The sequence below is a fragment of the Chroogloeocystis siderophila 5.2 s.c.1 genome (genome assembly GCF_001904655.1).
Lineage (GTDB): Bacteria > Cyanobacteriota > Cyanobacteriia > Cyanobacteriales > Chroococcidiopsidaceae > Chroogloeocystis > Chroogloeocystis siderophila.
Map to the genome: position 1 here is coordinate 1 of NZ_MRCC01000020.1, position 20,535 is coordinate 20,535.

Annotated in this window: 19 protein-coding genes, 2 pseudogenes and 1 riboswitch; of the genes and pseudogenes, 6 read left to right on the plus strand and 15 right to left on the minus strand. The window is 43.6% G+C overall.

What is annotated here, in order from left to right; genetic code table 11:
- Positions 1-199: 199 nt before the first annotated feature.
- A complete protein-coding gene (locus NIES1031_RS19890) occupies positions 200-919 on the plus strand; it encodes a general stress protein (protein ID WP_073551213.1) in 720 nt (239 codons plus the stop codon).
- Positions 920-1,031: 112 nt separating this feature from the next.
- Here the strand turns inward: NIES1031_RS19890 and NIES1031_RS19895 are convergent, their stop codons facing one another.
- The 5 genes from NIES1031_RS19895 to NIES1031_RS19915 form a co-directional block, all read right to left on the minus strand.
- On the minus strand, positions 1,032-1,631 hold the full coding sequence (locus tag NIES1031_RS19895; RefSeq protein WP_073551214.1) for an exopolysaccharide biosynthesis protein: 600 nt from the start codon (positions 1,629-1,631) through the stop codon (positions 1,032-1,034).
- A gap of 21 nt (positions 1,632-1,652) precedes the next feature.
- A complete protein-coding gene (locus tag NIES1031_RS19900) occupies positions 1,653-2,516 on the minus strand; it encodes a lipid kinase (RefSeq protein ID WP_073551215.1) in 864 nt (287 codons plus the stop codon).
- A gap of 23 nt (positions 2,517-2,539) precedes the next feature.
- Positions 2,540-5,440: a glycerol-3-phosphate acyltransferase gene (locus NIES1031_RS19905; RefSeq protein ID WP_073551216.1), complete on the minus strand. Its 2,901-nt coding sequence runs from the start codon at positions 5,438-5,440 to the stop codon at positions 2,540-2,542.
- A gap of 272 nt (positions 5,441-5,712) precedes the next feature.
- Positions 5,713-5,850 carry a hypothetical protein gene (locus NIES1031_RS24535; RefSeq protein ID WP_015186709.1) on the minus strand — a complete coding sequence of 46 codons (138 nt, stop codon included), beginning with the start codon at positions 5,848-5,850 and terminating at the stop codon, positions 5,713-5,715.
- A 374-nt stretch (positions 5,851-6,224) separates the two neighbouring features.
- On the minus strand, positions 6,225-7,289 hold the full coding sequence (locus tag NIES1031_RS19915) for a Gfo/Idh/MocA family protein (RefSeq protein ID WP_073551277.1): 1,065 nt from the start codon (positions 7,287-7,289) through the stop codon (positions 6,225-6,227).
- A 336-nt stretch (positions 7,290-7,625) separates the two neighbouring features.
- Between NIES1031_RS19915 and queC the strand changes: the two genes are divergently transcribed.
- Positions 7,626-8,309 (plus strand): 7-cyano-7-deazaguanine synthase QueC, encoded by a 684-nt coding sequence (queC, locus tag NIES1031_RS19920; protein WP_073551218.1) that lies wholly within the window; start codon positions 7,626-7,628, stop codon positions 8,307-8,309.
- Positions 8,310-8,408: 99 nt separating this feature from the next.
- Here queC and NIES1031_RS19925 read toward each other — a convergent pair whose 3' ends face one another.
- From NIES1031_RS19925 to NIES1031_RS19940, 4 genes and pseudogenes are all read right to left on the minus strand, one after another.
- Complete coding sequence (locus NIES1031_RS19925) at positions 8,409-9,521, minus strand: sensor histidine kinase (protein ID WP_073551219.1); 1,113 nt, start codon at positions 9,519-9,521, stop codon at positions 8,409-8,411.
- Between the two features lie 5 nt (positions 9,522-9,526).
- Positions 9,527-10,237 carry a response regulator transcription factor gene (locus NIES1031_RS19930; RefSeq protein ID WP_073551220.1) on the minus strand — a complete coding sequence of 237 codons (711 nt, stop codon included), beginning with the start codon at positions 10,235-10,237 and terminating at the stop codon, positions 9,527-9,529.
- A gap of 223 nt (positions 10,238-10,460) precedes the next feature.
- Positions 10,461-11,390, minus strand: a pseudogene (locus tag NIES1031_RS25825) (DUF5996 family protein).
- Positions 11,391-11,627: 237 nt separating this feature from the next.
- Entirely contained in the window at positions 11,628-12,173 is a 546-nt protein-coding gene (locus NIES1031_RS19940; RefSeq protein ID WP_073551221.1) for a PadR family transcriptional regulator, read from the minus strand.
- A gap of 386 nt (positions 12,174-12,559) precedes the next feature.
- On the opposite strand from NIES1031_RS19940, the gene NIES1031_RS19945 reads away from it, so the two are divergent.
- A complete protein-coding gene (locus NIES1031_RS19945; RefSeq protein WP_015186702.1) occupies positions 12,560-12,979 on the plus strand; it encodes a hypothetical protein in 420 nt (139 codons plus the stop codon).
- A gap of 250 nt (positions 12,980-13,229) precedes the next feature.
- Here the strand turns inward: NIES1031_RS19945 and NIES1031_RS19950 are convergent, their stop codons facing one another.
- The 5 genes and pseudogenes from NIES1031_RS19950 to NIES1031_RS19970 all read right to left on the minus strand — a co-directional run bounded on the left by NIES1031_RS19950 (position 13,230) and on the right by NIES1031_RS19970 (position 16,802).
- Positions 13,230-13,736, minus strand: coding sequence for a hypothetical protein (locus NIES1031_RS19950; RefSeq protein ID WP_073551222.1), 507 nt, complete (start codon positions 13,734-13,736; stop codon positions 13,230-13,232).
- A 119-nt stretch (positions 13,737-13,855) separates the two neighbouring features.
- Positions 13,856-14,407, minus strand: coding sequence for a peroxiredoxin (locus NIES1031_RS19955; protein WP_218596891.1), 552 nt, complete (start codon positions 14,405-14,407; stop codon positions 13,856-13,858).
- A gap of 145 nt (positions 14,408-14,552) precedes the next feature.
- Positions 14,553-14,762: pseudogene (gene sipA / locus NIES1031_RS19960) on the minus strand (regulatory protein SipA); the annotation flags it as partial.
- Positions 14,763-14,840: 78 nt separating this feature from the next.
- Positions 14,841-15,836: a sirohydrochlorin chelatase gene (locus tag NIES1031_RS19965; RefSeq protein WP_073551225.1), complete on the minus strand. Its 996-nt coding sequence runs from the start codon at positions 15,834-15,836 to the stop codon at positions 14,841-14,843.
- A 40-nt stretch (positions 15,837-15,876) separates the two neighbouring features.
- Positions 15,877-16,089: riboswitch (cobalamin riboswitch) on the minus strand.
- A 218-nt stretch (positions 16,090-16,307) separates the two neighbouring features.
- A complete protein-coding gene (locus NIES1031_RS19970; RefSeq protein WP_143167833.1) occupies positions 16,308-16,802 on the minus strand; it encodes a Spy/CpxP family protein refolding chaperone in 495 nt (164 codons plus the stop codon).
- Between the two features lie 202 nt (positions 16,803-17,004).
- On the opposite strand from NIES1031_RS19970, the gene NIES1031_RS19975 reads away from it, so the two are divergent.
- Together NIES1031_RS19975 and NIES1031_RS19980 are read left to right on the plus strand one after the other, a co-directional pair.
- Positions 17,005-18,210, plus strand: a complete 1,206-nt coding sequence (locus NIES1031_RS19975; RefSeq protein ID WP_073551226.1) for a sensor histidine kinase — start codon at positions 17,005-17,007, stop codon at positions 18,208-18,210.
- Positions 18,207-18,863, plus strand: a complete 657-nt coding sequence (locus tag NIES1031_RS19980; protein WP_073551227.1) for a response regulator — start codon at positions 18,207-18,209, stop codon at positions 18,861-18,863. The genes NIES1031_RS19975 and NIES1031_RS19980 overlap by 4 nt, the downstream gene beginning before the upstream one ends.
- Before the next feature lie 243 nt (positions 18,864-19,106).
- On the opposite strand, the gene NIES1031_RS19985 is transcribed toward NIES1031_RS19980, so the two are convergent.
- On the minus strand, positions 19,107-19,532 hold the full coding sequence (locus tag NIES1031_RS19985) for a nucleoside deaminase (RefSeq protein WP_073551228.1): 426 nt from the start codon (positions 19,530-19,532) through the stop codon (positions 19,107-19,109).
- 205 nt (positions 19,533-19,737) lie between these two features.
- On the opposite strand from NIES1031_RS19985, the gene NIES1031_RS19990 reads away from it, so the two are divergent.
- A complete protein-coding gene (locus tag NIES1031_RS19990) occupies positions 19,738-20,526 on the plus strand; it encodes an ion transporter (RefSeq protein ID WP_073551229.1) in 789 nt (262 codons plus the stop codon).
- Positions 20,527-20,535 lie beyond the last annotated feature (9 nt).

A 20,535-nucleotide genomic window follows, 5' to 3' on the forward strand; every position in this document is an offset into this window, starting at 1 on the left:
TCGTGTCTACTTAGCGGCTCCCCGTTTCGTTCTTAACCCAACTGCGTAACTCCTGCCTAATAAATCCCACCCTCTCTTCTGATAGATAAATATGTAAAACCAAAGACTGATGAAACATTGAGTTTAATTCGCGAAACTAGAAATTCATGTAAAGAGGCATAAAGCTTCAATACTGTTGTAGTTACAGATGGAGGGAATAATGACAACTCAGCTTAAGCGCGCAGTTGGCACATTTTCCAGCCGAACAGAGGCTGAATCCGCTCTCAATGCCTTAAGAGAGTCAGGATTCTCAATGGATAAAGTTTCAATTCTTGCTAAAGACTCAAATCGCAACGACCGGGTTGCAGGGGTTGACGTACAAGACCGCAATCAAGTAAAAGAACGTGGTGAAACCGAGGCGCAAGAAGGTGCTGGTATTGGTGCAACCACAGGTACAGTTTTAGGCGGTGTTGGTGGTTTACTAGTAGGCTTAGAAGCCTTGCTTATTCCTGGTGTAGGTCCTTTCCTCGCCGGTGGAACAATCGCTACAACCTTAGCTGGTGCAGGTGTTGGTGCAGCTGCAGGAAGTATAGTCGGCGCACTGACAGGGTTAGGAATTCCTGAAGAAGAAGCACAAGTGTACAGCGATCGCATCGCGCAAGGCGATTACTTAGTCTTCATCGAAGGTACCGCCGCAGATATTGACCGCGCTGGCACAATTCTAAGTAGCCGAGGTATTCATCAGTGGGCGGTCTACGATATGCCTGCTAACCAAAGCCGCACAAATACAACTCCGACTCAAGCCGAGACTGTACGTCAAGAAACCGTTGAGCGCAGAACGCCGCAACATAACAGTGAATTTCATACCGAGCGTGTTGTCAACAGTACAACTACTGAACCTAATGTAAAAGTTGTTGACAAACGTCAAGAAACGCGCTAGATACAGTCCTGCATAATTTTTTAACTCCGAGATTGGTAAATATTCCGCTTCTAGTATTCCTACACGTGGGGTAGGGGGCTTACCCTCTCGGAGTTCCTACCGTACAAACGAATCAAAATACATTCGGCAAAAAATTGGGAACCTGCCAAAGCGTGTAGCCGATAGACACAACTATCAAAGTAATCAAAGCTGTCAGTACATAACTCACACACATTAATAAACCATCTGATTCCAAAGTCGCCACAGCAAATAGCAAGATTCCTACAGTGGGAATCGGATTTGTAAAAGGAATCGGAGAAATTAACAAGATTGCCAACCAAGAAATACACACTCCATTAATTTGCCAAGCGATATGGCTTTGGGCGAGTGCAGTCCAACGCGGACGCGCAACTTTTTCAACTATGCGCGTGACACGTCTTAAATTTTGCAGTATTTGTAAAATAAAACGGCGGGGAAACTGAAATTTTGCAACTTTTTTAGGCAACCAAGGCGATCGCTTTCCCAAAGCCATTTGTAACGAAAGTAACAAACAACCCGAACCTAGTGGACCTGTGAACCCAGGTGGCATTGGGAACAAAAAAGGTAAAACGAGTAAGGCAATCACTAAGCTAAAACCCCTTTCCGAGGTTTCTGCCAGAATCTCACCAATTGTTAACGGCTGAGAAGCTAATTTTTCTAGCAGCAATTTAATATCGTGAGAAAATCTAAGCATTGGGTGTTCGTATCAAAACAGCTAAGGCATCAGAACAGCTAAGGCGCGCGGAATAACACAAAAATGCGCAGGCGTATACGTTGTAATTTCTCCATCAGTATTGATTGGCAGTGGCTTGCGCGTGTATACTTCAATTTCCTGACCGTGAAAAGCCCGAACACCCGACGATTGCGTATGCCTTCCCCGCCGCAGCGCCGGAAACAAAGTTAACATCTGCCACCAATGCTGTATTTCTAGACTGTACACATCCAACCTTTGGTCATCAATCTTGGCATCGTGTACGATCGCCATTCCACCTCCATAGTAACGACCATTGCCAACCGCAATTTGAATTGTTCTCACCTGAATTGATTGTCCATTGCACCGAATTTCTGCGTAAAATGGGTGCGCTTGCCACATTGCTTCAATTGCCGTTATAGCATAAGCAAAAACTCCCCAACGTCGCTTAGCTTCCTTCGTCAACTTCTGTGTAATTTGCACACTCAGCCCAAGACTGGCAACATTGAAAAAGTGCTTACCATTGACCCAGCCCAAATCAATGTACTGAATATTACCGCAAGCAATAATTTTACAAGCTGCGGCGAGATTCGGAATTCCTAGCGTACGTGCTAAGTCATTAGCAGTTCCCAAAGGCAAAATTCCCAAAGGTAACTGCGAATCTACCAAACCATCAACCGCAGCATTCAACGTTCCATCGCCACCACCTACAATTGCTAAATCAACTTTATTTTGATAACTGCGAATAATTTCCGGCAAAAACCGCGCATCTTCCGTGATTTCTGGGATCAACTCCAAGCCCAAGCTTTCCAACTGGGCGATCGCTTGTGCAAGATTGCGTCCTTGGCGCGCGTGACGATTGACGAGTAGCAATGCTCGACGAGTCATTTTATTATAGATATTCGCTAAATTTAATCAGAAAGAATTTGCACAGTTCCTAGCTGACCATCGATTTCTACTCTTTGACCATCTTTCAGAATAACCGTCGCATTATGAATATCCATAACTGCCGGTAATCCGTACTCGCGCGCCACAATTGCCCCATGAGAAAGGCGTCCTCCTACTTCCGCAATCAGCCCACCAGATCTTGCCAACAAGGGTGCCCAGCCTGAATCGGTATAGGGTACAACCAGAATCGTATCGCGGTCAATTCCAGAAACTCCTTGCAAATTGCGTAATACCTTAACATATCCTTCCACTCTCCCAGGACTAGCACCAATGCCCTGTAGTAGTGTTGCAGAAGAAGCCGAGGAAGTAGAGGGAGTAGGGGGAGAATTGCCATAGACTAAAAAAGGTGCGTCTAAACTGCGGTCTTCTTCCAAGCGCGATCGCCGCTGCGCCACCAAATCCTTCAACTCATAACTCAATTTCTTCGAGTCAGTACCCGCAACAACCCGCCGCACCTCCTCAAACTCTAAAAAGAAAATATCCCCCTGAGATTCCAACAATCCTGACTCAATCCAAACTCGTTCCAACGCCACAAACCGCCAACGCAAATGCGCCAACAACTGACTATAAACCTCCGTCACCCTCCCCTTCAAATCAACACGCGCTTGCACCAAACCTTTCTTTCCTCCGTGTTCTCTGTGTCTCTGTGGTTCGTTTCCTCCTAAACCCGCATTCCCGACAAACTGCACAAACAACTCACGGACATACTCCGGTTCCTCCCGCCAAGTTGGAATTGCAATATCAGTCCCCACTTCACTCAAATAGCCATAACGCACCAACAACTCATCAAACCGTTGTAAGATCTCTTTACCACGATTTGTTGCCCCCAACTGCACAAACACCGATTCCGTAGATTCTGGTACCACAGGTAAAACACGACGCGCATCCTCAGCAATTTGCGCAAGCGATCGCAACGCCGCAACCTCAGGAGTCAGACTGTTATCAATTTCTGTATCTTTTGTCTTAAAAATTGCCTGCCGTAAAGCCGCGCTCAAAGGTGCCAAAATGCTGTAATAAGTCGCCTTTTTCAGCAACACCAAAATCGAGTCAATCTGCGATAGCAACTTCGCGGGATCGCGATCACCAAAAGCACTCAACGCGGCTAACGCTGGCTGAAAGTGTTGTCGGTAATCTTTTTCAAAATCTTGAACCAAATTCAACTCGCGGTTGAGTAACCGCATTAAACCTGGGGTATTGCGTAGCGTTGAACGTAACGGCGGTTTACTAAACTTTGCGCCCCGCGTCAAAAATTCCAAACTTTCCGGCGGTAAACCCATGCGTAAAAAGATCCGCCCCAGCAAAGAAGCATTAAAGTAAGCCCGCGAATAATGCAAAGTTGCGGTTTGATTAAAATCTAAACCTCGCGCGCGACTTCCTAAAACAATCGTGAAGATTTCGCCCCACACGCCACAAGTTAACGGACGATTAATCGACCAAGTGAGCGGACGAATCAATCCTGGAATTACTTCAGCGGCGATTTTTCGCGTCCAAATTGGTAACAGCGTCGTAATCGGGCGGGATTGTAACAACCATAAAGTTTTGCCATCGTAACTCCACTCGATATCTTGCGGAATACCGTGATAGCGTGCTTCTAGGTGTCGGGCTAAAAACGCAACTTGTTGAATCAAGCGTGGTGGGATATCACCCTCACCCTCAACGTTTAACGTTATGTTTTCCGGTAAAACCCAGTTTTGGCTATGTTCTAAGTCAGCTTGGGACACAATAACGCGATATTGCTCTGGTGTCACTTGTCCTGAAACAACTTTGCTAGCATTTCCTGGTAAAGCTTCAATCACCACAGCATCACCTTGCTGTGTCATCGGATCGCGGCTAAACGCAACTCCTGAAAACACGCCTTGTACTTGTGTTTGAATTAGTACTGCCATTGCAGCTTCTGGCAAACCGCGCGCTTTGCGATACTCGATTGCACCTGGATCGTCGTAAGAAGCCAAAACTGTTGCGATCGCCTGCTGTAATTGCTCTTGACTCGTTACACCTAAAACTGTTTTATACTGTCCTGCGGCTGAAGCTTGCTGAGAATCTTCCCCTACGGCGGAAGAACGTACAACTAATGGAGATTTTTCTGATGTTGGGAGATAAGTTACTAAAGGTTCTGAATCGTCACCAGGAGGAAGTATCCAACCCATTGGTACTGGGTAGCCCCAGCGTAGTAACTGTGATAATGTAGCGGCTTTTTGTCCGACTTGAGCCGCGGATAATTCATCACTCAAGGAAACTATAGCTTTATCACCACGAAAAAAGCGAAACACTTTTTGCGACTCCGCGTGTCCTGCATCTGCTGTTAAGTTTAAATCGTCAGGGATTTTTTGATAAATCCATCCGAGAAGAACTGCTAGCGCGATCGCCGCGACAATTCGGGCGGAATCATGCGGGCGTAGCAATGCAGTCAGCAACGGAAATAAAATTAAAATGCCAAATTTACCTAATTGCCTTTCACGAAGGATAGTAAAACTAATTCCACCAATCAGAAATACTAAACCCGCAACAACTGGATCGTGAACAATAAATCCCCAAACAACATTTGTCGTTCCCGCACCTCTACCGATCCAATAGCGCCCCATTACCAGCGCAATTAACGCAATTAACTCCCATTCGGGGGCTTGTGGAAAGAACGCCCGCGCCATCAGCACCGCCGCTATTCCTTTTAAAGCTTCAGATAAAACTGCGAGAATGCCTACAAGTTTACCACCGTGATAAAAAGCTGCGGAAACACTGATATTTCCTGTACCGATATTTGCCAAGTTACGCCGCGTCAGCGCTGATGTTATCCAAGCAATTAATGGTAATCCACCAATGAGGGGACAGATCAAAAAAATGGCGATCGCACCCCAGACTTGCAGCATTTTAGAATTAGAAACTAGGGTTGAGGGACTTCTGATTAGTTAGAGTAACGCAACTTTGGCAGATTATTTTTGTGATTTGCTTCTTACTTACTTTAAAGTAATACCTCGGTGCATGGCAAAAACAGAGGTCAGTAATCAGAGTTTTGTATAGATTTGTATCTAGAAAAAATATTTGTGTTGAACTTGCTAGCGATGCGATCACTTCGGCGTCTATCGCTTAATCTTCGGTTGACTCTGCTTTGTGATCTCTGACCTCCGACGCCTCCTATTCACTATTGAGTATAGGCTACCTGCAGCGCCCATAAAATGAGAACCGCGATTGAACCTAATATCAGCATTGTTGAAATCGCAACCGCTTTAGGAGAATCGGCCCCCTTAAATTTCATGATGCCACGGTCTAAGTCAGACATATATGCTCTCCTCTAGTGTCAAAATTCTGATCTTATCCGTTTTCGATTTTAATATTTTTACTTGCTATTTTGTAAAACTTATGATTAAAAAAAATCTTTTTTATGCTATCGCGGAAAGAGACAGGTTGGCAATCATGGACAAGATAAAGAACACGCGATCGCGATTTGGTGTCAAAACTATAGACTTATTTCTGAAAAGCTGAAAAAAATTGTGGGAAGACGGCGCATAACACTTATAAATAAAGCGTTTAGATTTACCTCCCCAACAAATGGCATAAGGAAAAATTCCCTAACCTCCGATCCCTGATTCCTCTAAAAAAAGCCCTCATCTGACAACAGAATTGGGCTGTATGCAATAAATATATAATTTTGGCTTAGATAACGACCGCAGAGCCATTACGTTGATAAAGCTCTACTTGTTCTTTCCAAGCTTTCCCATCTAAAGCCATCTGCTCAATGGAACTGGCTAGACGTAAAGCTTTAAGCGCTTGTTCGCCGCCTACTGAAGGTTGATTGCCACCACGTACGCATGAGACAAAGTGTTCTAATTCGGCGTGTAGTGGTTCGATGTTACTTGTGTAAACTTTCTCAATCAAGCCATCTTGACGATAAAGTACCTGACCATAATCTGTCATGTAGTTGGCGGTTGTCTGACGGTGAATCAAGATTTCATTATTCAGAAAATCTGCTTCTGTCAGCGAGTTTTTACAATGCGCTGCAATTCGCCGAATTTTGCGATGCGTGACTTTACTCGCGGTGAGTGTCGCCACAATGCCATTCGCGAAGCCAAGAATCGCAGTGACATAATCTAAGTAACCAGAACCAGCAGCGCGACTACCACTTGCGGTTAGCTTAACGATCGGTGCACCAGCTAACTCTAGTAGTAAGTCGATGTCATGAATCATTAAATCTAAAACCACCGAAACATCGTTGGCGCGTTGAGAATAAGGACTCATGCGATGCGCTTCTAACGCTAGCAACTCCTCAGTTTTCAGGACTTTGCTGAGTTCTTGGAATGCAGGGTTAAAGCGTTCGATATGACCAACTTGTAGAATACACTGTGATTCAGCTGCGGCATTTACCAAAGATTCAGCTTCAGCGATACTAGCAGCAATCGGCTTTTCAATTAAAACATGAATTCCCGCCTGGAGACAGGTCATCCCGACAGCGTGATGCAAGCGGGTGGGAACAGCTACACAAACTGCCTCGACATGAGGCAGCAGATCGCGATAATCTTCAAAAAAGCGGATACGGTACTTGCTCGCAATATCTAGCCCCCGCTCGATGTTGATATCAGCAACACCAACGAGTTCTACATCTTTGAGTAAACTCAGAACACGGGTATGATGTTGTCCCATGTTGCCTACTCCAATCACGCCAACACGGATTGGTTGCGGTTGATTGCGCTGTAAATGAGGGATGGGTTGTCCCACTGTCATGCTTTGCACTCCTCTGTCTTCTCCTCCACCACCAAAATGTAAAGACGCATCTGTAACAGCGCCCATACGCAATCCTAACTGGATTAAAGTCGCAAATCATCCAGATGGTAGCATAGTGACTCTATTTATGAAGAATTTCAAAATTACTTATATGTTCCGACGATTGTCACGTTTATCACCAAGCTAGGCTTCACTCATTGTGATTTTGCTGATGTGTGTAGCGTTAGCGTAATGTGTCAGTTTTTTACCTGTCCCTATATTAAGGGATTGGGGTTCAGAGTTCAGGGTTCAGGGAAATTAGAAATTAAAAAGATGATTGAACAGAGAGGTTGATTGATGAAAGCTGTCATTTTATTGTCTGGGGGCTTAGATTCTTCTACGGTACTGTATCAAGCGGTGGCTGATGGTTACAAGTGCTATGCAATTTCGTTTGATTATCAGCAGCGACACCAGCGCGAGTTAAAAGCGGCGATCGCGATCGCGCAATCGACTCAAGTTTTAGTTCACAAGGTCGTTAATTTTGATTTACGTTCGTGGGGTGGTTCAGCATTAACGGATACCAGTATTGAATTACCAAGCGATCGCGCTGTGTCAGAGATGTCTCAAAATGTGCCGGTGACGTATGTTCCGGCGCGCAATACAATTTTTTTGAGCTTTGCCTTAGCTTATGCCGAAACGATCGCAGCACAACGCGTTTATATCGGCGTTAACGCGCTTGATTACTCAGGATATCCCGATTGTCGTCCTGATTATATTCAAGCAATGCAGGAGGTTTTTCGCCTCGGTACGAAGCTAGGACGCGAAGGACAACCGATCACAATTGAAACGCCGTTGATCAACTTGAAAAAAACGGAAATTATTCAATTGGGCAATCAGCTAGGCGTTCCGTGGGAAAAAACTTGGTCTTGCTATGCGGGAGGTGCGATCGCGTGTGGAGTTTGCGATGCTTGTCGATTGCGTCTCGCGGCTTTTGCTGAGTTAGGATTAGAAGATCCGATTCCCTACCGTACGCGAATGTAGAGATATCCCTGCAAGCAGGGTAAGGCATCTTTACCCGACCCGTATCACCGAGGTAGAAAGAGGCGATCAACGCGCGAATTTATTCGCCAGCATTGTCAATTAAGCTAAAGGCAAGAAAAAGGAAAAAGTGCTACCCTTACCAAGTTCGCTTTCAACAAAGATTTGACCGCCTTGGAGTTCAACTAAGCGGCGAGAAATTGCCAAGCCAATGCCTGTTCCACCCGAATGGCGATCGCGTGATCGATCTGCACGCCAGAAGCGTTCAAACACGTGTGGTAAATTTTGTTTGGCAATGCCAATTCCTGTATCGCTCACCGCAATCCACAGTTTACGCGATTGCGTCCAAGCACGAATCGTAATCGCACCCTGACTTGTGTAGCGAATTGCATTACCTAATAAATTAACTAGAACTTGCTCGACGCGATCAATGTCTGCTAACACGGGTGGTAGTTGAGGCGAACAATTGAGGCGCAAAACAGGACCATCTTCTAAAATCTGGTCGGAAAACTTTTCTACCAAAGCTTCTAACAGCGGGTAAAGATTGACAGGTTGTAAATTGATCGGTAAGTACCCCGCCTCGGCTTTGGAGAGTTCTTGCAAATCGTTTACCAAGCGTTCTAAACGGCGCGTTTCTCGTGCTAGACGCGTATAAATTTCGGTTGATGGTTCGACTTCGCCATCCGCCAATTCTTCTAAGTAGCCGCGCACAACGGTCAAGGGCGTCCGCAGTTCGTGCGTCAAGTCGCTGATGAGTTCGCGCCGCCGTTGTTCAACATCTTCCAAACTTGCTGCCATGCGGTTGAAACTAACACCGAGGCGTTGTAGTTCTGGTATATCACTTGCAGGTAGGCGTGCATCGAGTTGACCAGCTGCAAATTTTTGGGTAATTTGTTCCATTTCTGTTAGCCGCTGCATAATGCGTTTAGATACCCAGTAGCTGAGTCCGCCTGCTGCGGTCGTACTGACAACAACCGACCAAACTGTACCGCGAAACCAAGCACTTTCAAATCCGTGAATCAGTTCAGTCCGCGCAAAGCGTAGCCGGTAGCCTGTGCCTTCGAGTTCTTCGAGACGGACGACAAAAAAGCGCGGCGAAGAGACTTTGCCGATAATTACAAGGCTCATTACCGCCACCATCATCACCAATAAATGGGACAGAAACAAGCGCGATGCGAGTGGTAAGTTTTGCTTGCGTAAATCTACTTTCGTCATGAGTTTTATGACGTTGCTGCGTCTTCAAATTTGTAGCCGACACCAACAACAGTTTTAATAAACGTGGGACTGGCAGGATCGGGTTCGATTTTTTTTCGCAATCGGGCAACGTGAGTATCGACAACGCGTTCATCGCCGAAAAAGTCGCTACCCCAAAGTTTATCGATTAACTGCGTGCGGTTCCACACCCGACCAGGATTGCTGACAAAGGTGCTGAGTAAGTTAAATTCCAAGGTTGTCAGGTCTAATTCTTCAGTGCGATCGCTGCTCACTTGACGACTGGCAGAACGTTGTTCTACATCTACGATAAAATGTTGTGTGCGATGAATTTGATGTTGTCCGCCTTGGCGCAAACTCCGCCGCAACAACGCCCGCACTCGTGCCACTAACTCTCTAGGACTAAAAGGCTTGACAAGGTAATCATCCGCACCTGTAGATAAACCAATCACGCGGTCAATTTCCTCACCTCTAGCGGTCAGCATCAGTATGTAAGGATCTTTAGTGCCAGGTTTTTGGCGAATTCTGGCACATACTTCGAGTCCGTCCAAACCAGGAAGCATCAAGTCGAGGATAATTAGATCGGGCTGTAACTCTTGAAATAAGCGCAAAGCCGCGAGTCCATCACGGCAACTTTGACAGGAAAATCCTTCTTTTTCTAGTGCAAGTTGAATCAATCCGGCAATTTCAGCTTCATCCTCAACAATTAATATATCCATCTCCACCAAGAGTAAGCGACATTAACCAAGTGGTTTTTTATGGTTTATTCTTTCAGCTTAATCTTTATGACTCCTGATCTACAGTGCTGAATTGATAGTCCTCGTTGCATCCCCCACTTATGAGGGACTTTGAAAAGGTTTAGTTGCCTGCTATCAGAGTTTGTATTATGTATTCTCCTCTGCTTTGCTGCTGCCTATTTGTATCAACTTCAACTAACCAATATTACCGCTCTAACGCGGCGCGATCCCAGCTAGCTAAATCTGCCGCTGCTTCGTAAGTACTCTGGAAGAATGCAAGAACTATTGCATCGGGATCGTCTGCTTGCTGTACTGCTGCATAAGGCAGAATAAATTCTTGCAGATCTGTGTTGTAGAATCCCTCTTGCGGCTGGATTGGATAATCGCGAAACTTTTCAGGTTCAGGATAGGCGTAAGAGTAAAAAATTGGTTCTGTGACTGTCCCACCCCCAAACCAAAAGCCACAGCTACTGACTTCGTGCGAGTATGCCTCGCGCGTCACCCAGTCTACCATGTTGGGAATTCCTCCTGGATGTTCTGGGGCTACACGCCCAGAGAAGCGCGTGACAGCCAAGTCGAAACTACCCCAGAAAAAGTGTACGGGGCTAGATTTACCAACGAAGCGCGAGCGAAATATATTCATCAAGCGATCGGCTTAAATGAGAATTTGCCAAAACTTTTGTACAGCTTGCAGATCGTAAGATGCGTGTTGGCGATCGCGATCGAACGGAATTGGCTCAGCCACTTCTTGGGGCATTGTCCAAATGCGCACTTCTATTCCACTTTTGTGCAGAGTATCCATCACCTCTTGATAAAAGTCTGCTACTGTACGCGGCACAAGGGGTATTGTTTGGCTAATGCCGTCGCTTGTTTCGATCTGTAGATTGTGCGCCAAAAAGTCGAAGCTTATGACAAAGGTACGCGTGTTATAAGGTATACAGCCAGTTGTGAGTCCGCGTGGAGTGACATATAAAGTTGAATGCCACCAATGGTTAAGTTTGGGAGCCAACGCTAGCCGAATTTTGCCGATGATTTGAGTCCACATATGTAGCGTTGCATACGTATCTTGCCACGCCACAACGGGTAGGCTTGACCAAGGATTGTCTACAAGCGTGTTAGGCAGCAAATCAGCCATGATAAACACCTCTGTGTGAAGAGAGAAGGGATGACAGACAACTGCTTTTTAGATTAAACCAAACTCTAAGGCTTCTCTCGTTATAGCCCTAGTCAATAGAGTTAGGACATTGAACACGCTAAGTTGACAGTTGACAAAGTCTTCCCACACACTCTTCACTGTCAACTGATTTCTGACCTCTGACCCCTGCTATAACAGATGTTTCAAATGGAATCGCTAATAAAGGGACAATTACACTCACGCTTCTTGCCAGTGACTCACGACATCAATTGCGGTACGGAGCCAGTTAATGTATGTTTGTTCTTTTTGCTTAACCAGTTCTAGGACTAACTGTTGCATCTTTTGATCACGATTTGTCGATGCATCCTCAAAAGGAGGTAACGTGATTTGGTCACAATCAGCAAGTTTTTTTTGATGCGCTACGAGTTCCTGTTTGAGCAAATGCACAATTGCTTCATTGGATAATTCAGCGCCGAAAAATAATTGAATGAGCAAAGGTTCGCGGATTGTGGGTAAGGGTTGATGGCATTGCAGCCACTTCCAAAGCTCAGCTTTTCCAATTTCTGTAATACTGTATACTTTGCGATGCGGGCGATCGCACTGTGTTTCAATTTTACAAGCGATCCAACCGCTTTCTACTAACTTATCGAGCGTTTTATAAATCTGCGCTTGATCTGCACGCCACAAATGCGCAATGGTTTGATCGAAACATTGATTTTTAAGCTCGTAGCCTGTCATTGCTTCTTTTCGCAGAAAACCTAAAATTGCGTATGCTAGTGACATGAGGCGGTTTTCCGAATCTTTCAGTTCGTTTAATAGTAATAATTGTTACCTTTAATATGCAACTATTTTGATATATGATTAATCATATAGATAACCAAAGTAGAAAGCGCGATCGCACTCGTGAGGAATTGCGAACTATTGCCAAGATTAGATAGCTTGTAACAGTGGCATAAGATACTTCACCAATGTCCCAAAAAGCGCAGGCTTATTTAGAATAGGCGAAAAGCGCGTGGGAGATAGGCTATTTATCTTTAGCACGAAATGGCAAATATGTCAGGACACCAACTAACCAACAAGTCAGCCGCTATTGTGCATTTGTAATAAGAATTTTCCAGTAAACCTAATTTTAGCTATCGAAGACTATCGTAACAGGAGGATGGATTCCATTGACTTCTAATCAACTTTTCCGCAGAATACGGCAACATCAGTATCTACGCAGTTTACGCAACAAACTACTGCACCTCCACGCTTGTTTACTACAAGCAGAACGCATTAATTATGAACAAAGACGTGGACGCGTATCGAGTGGAGAGTTACTGCAACTTGTCATTGAACATGAACAATTTGCGTGGCTACATCGCATTTCTGAGCTTATTGTGCATATTGATGAAATGCTTTCAGCAGATGAACCAATATTGCATGATGATCTCCAAGAATTGATGCGTGATGTCCGCGAATTGCTGATGCCATCAGAACTAGGTAACGCGTTCGAGCGCAAGTATTATCATGCACTACAGCAAGAACCAGCTGCCGTACTAGCCCATGCAGAGGTGTCAAAACTTCTAGCATCTGATGTTGAAGCTTAAATTAATTTCTGCACTGCGAGATCGCTCGTGGTGCGTCAAACTTATTCAGTTACCGATTAAGCATTTTGCAGTTGACAGTGATCGCAGTTGTTAACCTCTCGTAATTCTTTTGTCACAGTATTGCAATCTTACTGCCACCAACCTGCCATATGCATTTATTATGCTTATCTATAAGTAGACATAAAGTCTGCTCCTCACACCACTAACTGCCTTGCCATGACACAGTGGCAGGGCGTTTTTTTACTTAACGTTACTGCCAACTTGATTCATCATCCCAACCAATCTTTTGTGGTGAAGACACATCAAGGTAAGGCGATCGCATTGCTTCTCTACCGAGTACAAATAATCCTGCTACACCGAGACAGACAAACCAGATGTATTGATACCAATAGCGCCGTATTTGTGCGATCGAGTCAAGTTCAGGATGCAAGGTAGATAGGTAAAGTAGCAACAACGCAGTAGATAGCGCGCCAAACCCAACAAAACTCAAGCCAATTAGAATGCGGACTGGTTGCAATTCGGTTTCACTAATCGCGTCAAGATCAATTTCTGCTAACTCAGCTAGTGATTCTTCTGCGAGTTTTGATGCTCGTTGCAAACGATATTCTACCGACAACGGCACAATAGGCATGAGTAATGCTACAGTGTTGCGACGTAGTAGTGCTTCTGTATCGCGCAATCTTACAAAGGGCTTGTACTGTTGGATAGCTTGATTACGCGCCTTTTTTTTGGCACGCGTGTCTAATTCCCAATCCATAGACAGTCTCCAAGAATCAATTTAGAGACATTGTATCTAGAAGTGAGTAGTGAGTAGTTAGTGGCTAGTAGTTAGTGAAAGAGTTTTGTTCGCGTTTGCGTGTCGTAGATATTTATTCCTTAAAACACCGTTGCTTGTAATTCAGTTAGACGAGATAACACTTCTGTACTGTGAATTGCGGGATTGACCTTGACGAAGGTGGCGCGGAGAATACCATTTGGGTCAATGATGAAACTATGTCGTACCGAGAGATTACCCAACCAAGAACCATAGGCTTTACTGACTTTGCCTGTCGTATCTGCAAGTAGAGGAAATTTTAGACCTTCTGAGTCACAAAACTCGGCATGGGAATCTACAGAATCAGCGCTGACACCAATAATTTGGGCATTTTGTGCCGTGTATTTTGGTAAATCTTGCTGAAAACGTCGCGCTTCTAAAGTACAACCTGCTGTAAAGTCTTTGGGGTAAAAGTACAATATTACCCACTTACCGCGCAAATCAGCAAGTGCAATCTCTCCATCTCCCGTGTTGGTTGGTAAAGTAAATTCTGGTGCAGGTTGGTCAAGTGATGGAAGTTTACCTCCGATTGCGAAGCTTGGTGAGGCAAAAAACAAAGTAGATAACGCAATACACCAGCAGGCAATTGCGCGAAGAAGACGGCGACGAGACAGCATGGTACAAATAAAAAGCTCAACTTAATATAAGTTTACATTAGGGAATGCCATCTTCATTGCTTTGTAGTTGCGTGTCAACTTGATTTATTGTTGTTGCTTGCTCTAAATGGCTAGTCGATGGTGACTCCTCTGAACTGCTAGCTGCTTCGATATATTGACTGTCGATCAAAAAAGTGCCTCGCGTAAAGCGAACGCTCCAATATCCGCCGGGACGGCGATCCATGACAATGCCTTCCTCACCAATTTGAACCACGTCTGGTGGGCGTAACATTGGCATAGGATCAGCTGTCTTTAAGTAGGGTGGTAGTGCGACGATGCGTACTGTTTCTCCAACGACAAATTCTTTAGACATAACTGGGCTTCAGCTACTAGCTATCAGCATGACAGAATATATTCATTTTTGCTGCTGATAGCCAATTACTGATCTCTCTTAAGGAACTTGCCAAATTTTTTGGTGATATTGTTCGAGATCAGCGTAAGGATCTACTGTAGGGTGCGAGTGTTCGTGACTGTGATGATCGTGATGGTGATGGTGATGGTGATGATCGTGGTTATTTAGGGCTGCTAGACGAAACTTGCACATTTCACAGTTCATCTGCACGTTGCCGAGTTGAGTTTCGATTTCGCGATCGCGCAAAATCGAAAATAACTGTGGATGTAGTCCCATTTCTGGAAGACAGGTAATAGCGATCTCTGGATATTGCGCTTGTTGCTGCGCAGCGATATCAAAGATCTTGTTGACGAGTATTCCAGTGAAGAGAAAGTAAGGAAGTACAATAATCCGCTTGGGGTGGTAAAGTTGCGCACGGCGGAAACCTTCTTCAAGGCGAGGATGGGTAATTCCAATAAAGCAGGTTTCTACGGTTTGATAGCCGCTACCTTCCCAAAGAATTCGCGCTAGTTTGTAAACATCGCCGTTAGCATCAGGATCGCTCGAACCGCGACCGACAAATAACAAAACTGTATCAGCGCGACTATACTGCGGAGCGTCAACTTCAGCAAGACGCGATCGCCATAAATCGATTATTCCTGGTGTAATGCCAAAATGCCGCCCGTAGTGAAATTTCACTTGAGGATGGCGTTGACGCGCGCGGTCGAGTTCGTTAGTGACATCAAATTTATTATGCCGCGCCGCAAATAACAAAATTGGTAAAGCGGAAAGTTCAGTATATCCTTGAGCAACACACTGATCGACGCCTTCTTGAATCGTCGGACCTGTCAGTTCTAAAAAACAAGGTACAACAGGTCTAGAAGTATCTAAGGCTTGATAGGCAGCCGCAAAGTCTAAAACGCTTTGTCGCCCTGCTGCATCTCTGGTACCATGACCAATCATCAGTAACGGGCGACGTAATGGTAAAGGGGGTAGATGAATTGTGCTAACTGGGGTGTTTGACAGGGTGGAATTAAGTGTATTAATCGTAGGCATCCTTGTTTCAGTGCTCCGTTCCTGTGCGACGCAGGAAATAGTGTGAGCAAGTTACAGTTAGGCATTCTGGCTTCAGAGAGTTTTGAGTTTTGAGCGGGTAAAGCATGGCTTACTCTGTCAGTTTTGGGTTGATTTGACCTACCCAAAACTAATAGCCCATGACTCACAACTTCTTTTACAGCTGCGGCACAGCCTCGGATTTACACCGAAGTTTCCCTATACTGTGACAGATCACTTGTGCCTTGTTATCTTAACTGATTCTCCCCAGTTCAAAAATACTACCGGAGGGGTTGTTCGTCAAAGCGATTAGCTGTTGACTGTTAGCAATTAGCTACTACAAGACCATTTAGAGGCAATTTACGGTCTTTTGTCCTTCAATTGATCTACAAGGTTAAATCAGAAATGCTGGGCAGCAACAGTTCTTGGTCTCTGATTTATCTTAAGGTTTGGCTAAAAGCTGATTGCTAGTCGCTAATTGTTTGTTTGATTGCGTTGCTGACGCTGTTGTCGCCACTGCTGCATTCTTTGCTCAATTTGCTGGCGTTGTTCGGGGGTAAGAACCGCTGTGACTCGCTCTTTTGAGGATTGCATAATCTGGCGGATTTGAGTTCTTTGCGCTTCGGATAGATTTAAGCTAGCCGTTGCACCGCGTCGGCGCTGCCCGTTTTGAGTTGCCGCTTGCCATTGTTGGCGTTGTTCGGGGGTAAGAACGGCTTCGATTTGAGTGCGTGTTTCGTTGCGGATTTGTTCCATTTGAGCTTGTTGTTCCGCAGAAAGTTCAATACCTGCCATTTTACCCATTCTACCTGCACCAGCACGTTGTCCTACTTGAGGTGCAGCAGGTTGTGCGTTGGCTAAAGGTGCAAAGACGGTAGAAAGTGCTACTACACCAGCCAACAGCGACATAAATTTGACTTTTTTTGATTGCGACATCATCGTTAACTTCTTCATGTGTGATGTCACCATCCTATAAACTTGTCTTCCTGAGTAGCATGAGGAAAAAGTCACGAATTTAACCATGACTAAAGTCATGTATTCACTACTAGGTAAAAGAACAATAAATGTAAACTGAGGTGATTGGTATTAAGTCAAGAAGTTTTTCCACGCATTTCTAATAGCTGCTTTGATTTTGTTCTATCTCTAAAGTATTCGGACATCTACAATAATTATGAGTCGTCCAATTCAAATTAGTACACACCCTTTGCCATTTTTACTGTTGTTAGAATGGCTACTTTTATTCACGGTTGCGATTACAGAAGCTTTATCAATTCACTTTCGTCGCTTTCATACTTTACCATCTTTAACACTTATTAGTTTAGTTTGTTTTGGGCTACTGGGCTTGCGAATGCCGACAGGGAAGCCAATACATAAAATACTTTATACTGCGTTAGAAATTTTATTTATCCTGTTTGCTGGAATTGTGAGTGGCAGAGGAATTAGGCTATTTCCATTTCTTTATATTATTCTTGTTATCCGTAGTTGTCTAATCTTTCAATTACCAGGACGGATTATTGTAACTAGTTTATCGTTTGTTTTATTTATCCTCACATTAATTCATCGATTTCAACACGTTCCTGATGTGCCAGTGTTGCAAGAGCGTTTGCGATTTACGTTGTTGAGTTTTGCACTTTCGTTTGGTTTAAGTTTAGTATTTGTATTGTTGTTGATGAATGCTGTGCTTGCAGAAAGAAAAATCAGAGAAAAATTGGCGATCGCCAATGAACAACTGCGACAATATGCGCTACGGATTGAAGATCAAGCAACACTACAAGAACGTAACCGAATTGCGCGTGATATCCATGACTCGCTAGGACACTCTTTAACAGCTTTGAACTTGCAGCTAGAAACCGCGCTTAAATTGTGGCAATCTAACCCTGCAAAAGCACAAACTTTCTTGGCACAAGCCAAAAATCTTGGATCGCAAGCGTTACGCGAGGTGCGACAATCTGTATCCGCGATGCGGTCTGATCCACTGCACGGTCAATCTTTAGAGCAGGCGATCACTGCTTTGGTTACTGAATTTCACCATTCTACAGGATTTTCTCCAACTTATTATATATCGCTGCAACATCCGATTCCGGCTGAAGTTCAAACCGCCGTGTACCGTGTTGTCCAAGAGTCACTCACGAATATTTGGAAACACGCAGCAGCAAATGAAGTCAAGATTGATATCCAAACAACCGTAAAATCTTTACATTTGAAAATTCAAGACAATGGTAGAGGATTTGCGTTGAACCAAAACACAACAGGATTTGGACTGCAAAGTATGCGCGATCGCATCCTCGCTTTAAAAGGAGAATTTCAAATGAGTAGCACGCCTGGCGCTGGTTGTTGTATTACTGCTACAATTCCCTTGCCGAGGTTATTTGCATGATTCGCCTCGTACTTGTTGACGATCAACATTTGATTCGTCAAGGTTTAAAAGCTTTACTAGAATTAGAGCCAGATTTACAGGTTGTGGGCGAAGCAGAAAATGGGCAAGCTGCAATGCAGTTACTGCAAACGTTGCAACCTGATGTAGTATTAATGGATGTACGAATGCCTGTTATGGATGGTGTCGCTGCAACCCGTGAAATTACGCAGCATTTTCCTGAAATAAAGGTACTTGTCTTAACGACTTTTGATAATCATGAATATGTTGCCGCTGCACTTCGCAATGGCGCGATGGGCTATCTACTCAAAGATACACCTTCAGAAGAGTTAGCCGCAGCAATTCGGGCAGTTTATAAAGGTTATACTCAACTTGGACCTGGTTTAGTCGAGAAAATTATTGCAAAAGTCCCAGAACCCTTAGCAATAACGCCTACAGGTTGGGGCGAACTCACGCCCAGAGAACGCGAGGTGTTACGATTAATTGCCGCAGGTGAAAGCAACCGTGAAATTGCCCAGACGCTGCATATCTCGGAGGGAACTGTCAAAAACCACGTCACGAGTATTTTGCATCGATTATCTTTGCGCGATCGCACGCAAGCTGCTATTTTTGCTAATTCATTTCTACACCATCTAGATCCTAATATCAAAAGCTAGCTTTTTATAAATTAGGTCATTAGTCAAGACATCTTTCTGACAAGTAACTGGGTAAAAATTAATGTAACGACAAAGTTGGTTCTTGGTAACTGGTAATTGGTAATAAGTAGCGCTTAGCTGTTAGCAATTAGTGATTAATTAATGGGTAAATTGCTAAATGCTAACAGAAGAAGTGCTAAATATCTCATTACTCAATCTCAACAGGTGTAATATACAATGATATCCACATACTGAGTCATGATACTACTGAAATAACTCTAAACACTCTTCTTTCAATAATCCTTTAGTCACCTTAATATCTCTAAAACTCTTAGCAATAATTTCCTCACAAGAGATATCAATTTGTGCTTGGTTTATCCTCATTAAATCTTTAATAGACACTGCATAAACGATTTCATCTATACCGGCCCAGACACAAACTGTAGCACACATTGGACAAGGTTCGCCAGTTGTGTATATTGTGCATCCTGCTAAAGATAGATTTTTGATTTGTGATGTCAGTTTGCGAATAACGTTCATTTCTGCATGGGCTGATGGATCGCGATCGCGTTTAACTGTATTATGTGCTGCCGCTACTACTTTGTTATCTTTAACTATGACTGCACCATAGGGCGCATCTCCTTGTTTTGCTTCTTCTAGGGCAATTCTCATATACTCTTCTGGAGTCATTTTAGTACTAGGTGAATTAATGAAATTACTGAAATAATATAATACAATTACTAGAATCTATAGTAGTATTTAATACTGTAACCTCTCTATTTAATTTGCGAATATCTTGTCAAAGCTGTTAATAGTTAACTGTTATTATCCCTTAACCATTGACAATTCTGATAAAAATTTCACAACTACAATTTAAAAAACTAGCAACTTGATTATGATATTGCTAGCTAAAAAAGTTATTGGATTTTATTTAGAAGATATTGAGACTCCACTGGGGAGATTTCTTAATTTAGCAATTACAGGTTTGGTCTTACTATCTTCTGCTATTTTTGTTGTAGAAACTTACTCAATCCCTACAGAATTAAGATTAGCATTGGACAATTTAGACAGTGTTATTATTGGAATTTTTGCTTTAGAATATACACTGCGGTTGTGGTGTGCTGAGTCTAAAACAAAATATTTTTTTAGTTTATATTCACTGATTGACCTTTTAACAATTCTACCTTTTTTTCTGGGTTTAGTAGATATTAGCTTCATTCGGATTCTTCGCTGGTTTCGGATTCTTAGGTTAGTAAGATTTCTTCGAAAAATAGTTTTATTCGAGCGAATTAGTGGTGAAGATAGCATTATTTTTGCTAGAATATTATTTACGTTATTTGCTATTATTTTTATTTATTCTGGGCTGATTTATCAAGTCGAGCATCCAGTTAATTCAGATACTTTTAACACCTTTTTAGATGCCTTCTATTTTTCTGTTGTTACGATGACAACGGTTGGCTTTGGTGATGTAACTCCCATTTCTCAACCTGGGCGACTTTTAACGGTATTAATGATTTTAACTGGTGTGGCGTTAATTCCTTGGCAAGTTGGCGATCTGATTAGACAATTTATCAAAACGAGTCGCCAAGTACAAAAAGTTTGTCCTACTTGTCAATTATCACTGCACGATACCGATGCTCATTATTGTAAAATTTGTGGCACCAAGTTAGAAAAAAATTTGTAATAGCTTGTT

What these genes read in the sequence shown, in the direction of transcription:
- NIES1031_RS19890 (WP_073551213.1), top strand. Translation starts at nt 200, where the DNA reads ATGACAACTCAGCTTAAGCGCGCAGTTGGCACATTTTCCAGCCGAACA.
- NIES1031_RS19915 (WP_073551277.1), bottom strand. Translation starts at nt 7,289, where the DNA reads ATGACAGTGGGACAACCCATCCCTCATTTACAGCGCAATCAACCGCAA.
- NIES1031_RS19985 (WP_073551228.1), bottom strand. Translation starts at nt 19,532, where the DNA reads ATGACTCCAGAAGAGTATATGAGAATTGCCCTAGAAGAAGCAAAACAA.
- NIES1031_RS19905 (WP_073551216.1), bottom strand. Translation starts at nt 5,440, where the DNA reads ATGCTGCAAGTCTGGGGTGCGATCGCCATTTTTTTGATCTGTCCCCTC.
- NIES1031_RS19965 (WP_073551225.1), bottom strand. Translation starts at nt 15,836, where the DNA reads ATGCCTACGATTAATACACTTAATTCCACCCTGTCAAACACCCCAGTT.
- NIES1031_RS19980 (WP_073551227.1), top strand. Translation starts at nt 18,207, where the DNA reads ATGATTCGCCTCGTACTTGTTGACGATCAACATTTGATTCGTCAAGGT.
- queC (WP_073551218.1), top strand. Translation starts at nt 7,626, where the DNA reads ATGAAAGCTGTCATTTTATTGTCTGGGGGCTTAGATTCTTCTACGGTA.
- NIES1031_RS19975 (WP_073551226.1), top strand. Translation starts at nt 17,005, where the DNA reads ATGAGTCGTCCAATTCAAATTAGTACACACCCTTTGCCATTTTTACTG.
- NIES1031_RS19990 (WP_073551229.1), top strand. Translation starts at nt 19,738, where the DNA reads ATGATATTGCTAGCTAAAAAAGTTATTGGATTTTATTTAGAAGATATT.
- NIES1031_RS24535 (WP_015186709.1), bottom strand. Translation starts at nt 5,850, where the DNA reads ATGTCTGACTTAGACCGTGGCATCATGAAATTTAAGGGGGCCGATTCT.
- NIES1031_RS19970 (WP_143167833.1), bottom strand. Translation starts at nt 16,802, where the DNA reads ATGGTGACATCACACATGAAGAAGTTAACGATGATGTCGCAATCAAAA.
- NIES1031_RS19950 (WP_073551222.1), bottom strand. Translation starts at nt 13,736, where the DNA reads ATGGATTGGGAATTAGACACGCGTGCCAAAAAAAAGGCGCGTAATCAA.
- NIES1031_RS19895 (WP_073551214.1), bottom strand. Translation starts at nt 1,631, where the DNA reads ATGCTTAGATTTTCTCACGATATTAAATTGCTGCTAGAAAAATTAGCT.
- NIES1031_RS19930 (WP_073551220.1), bottom strand. Translation starts at nt 10,237, where the DNA reads ATGGATATATTAATTGTTGAGGATGAAGCTGAAATTGCCGGATTGATT.
- NIES1031_RS19900 (WP_073551215.1), bottom strand. Translation starts at nt 2,516, where the DNA reads ATGACTCGTCGAGCATTGCTACTCGTCAATCGTCACGCGCGCCAAGGA.
- NIES1031_RS19940 (WP_073551221.1), bottom strand. Translation starts at nt 12,173, where the DNA reads ATGTCACTAGCATACGCAATTTTAGGTTTTCTGCGAAAAGAAGCAATG.
- NIES1031_RS19925 (WP_073551219.1), bottom strand. Translation starts at nt 9,521, where the DNA reads ATGACGAAAGTAGATTTACGCAAGCAAAACTTACCACTCGCATCGCGC.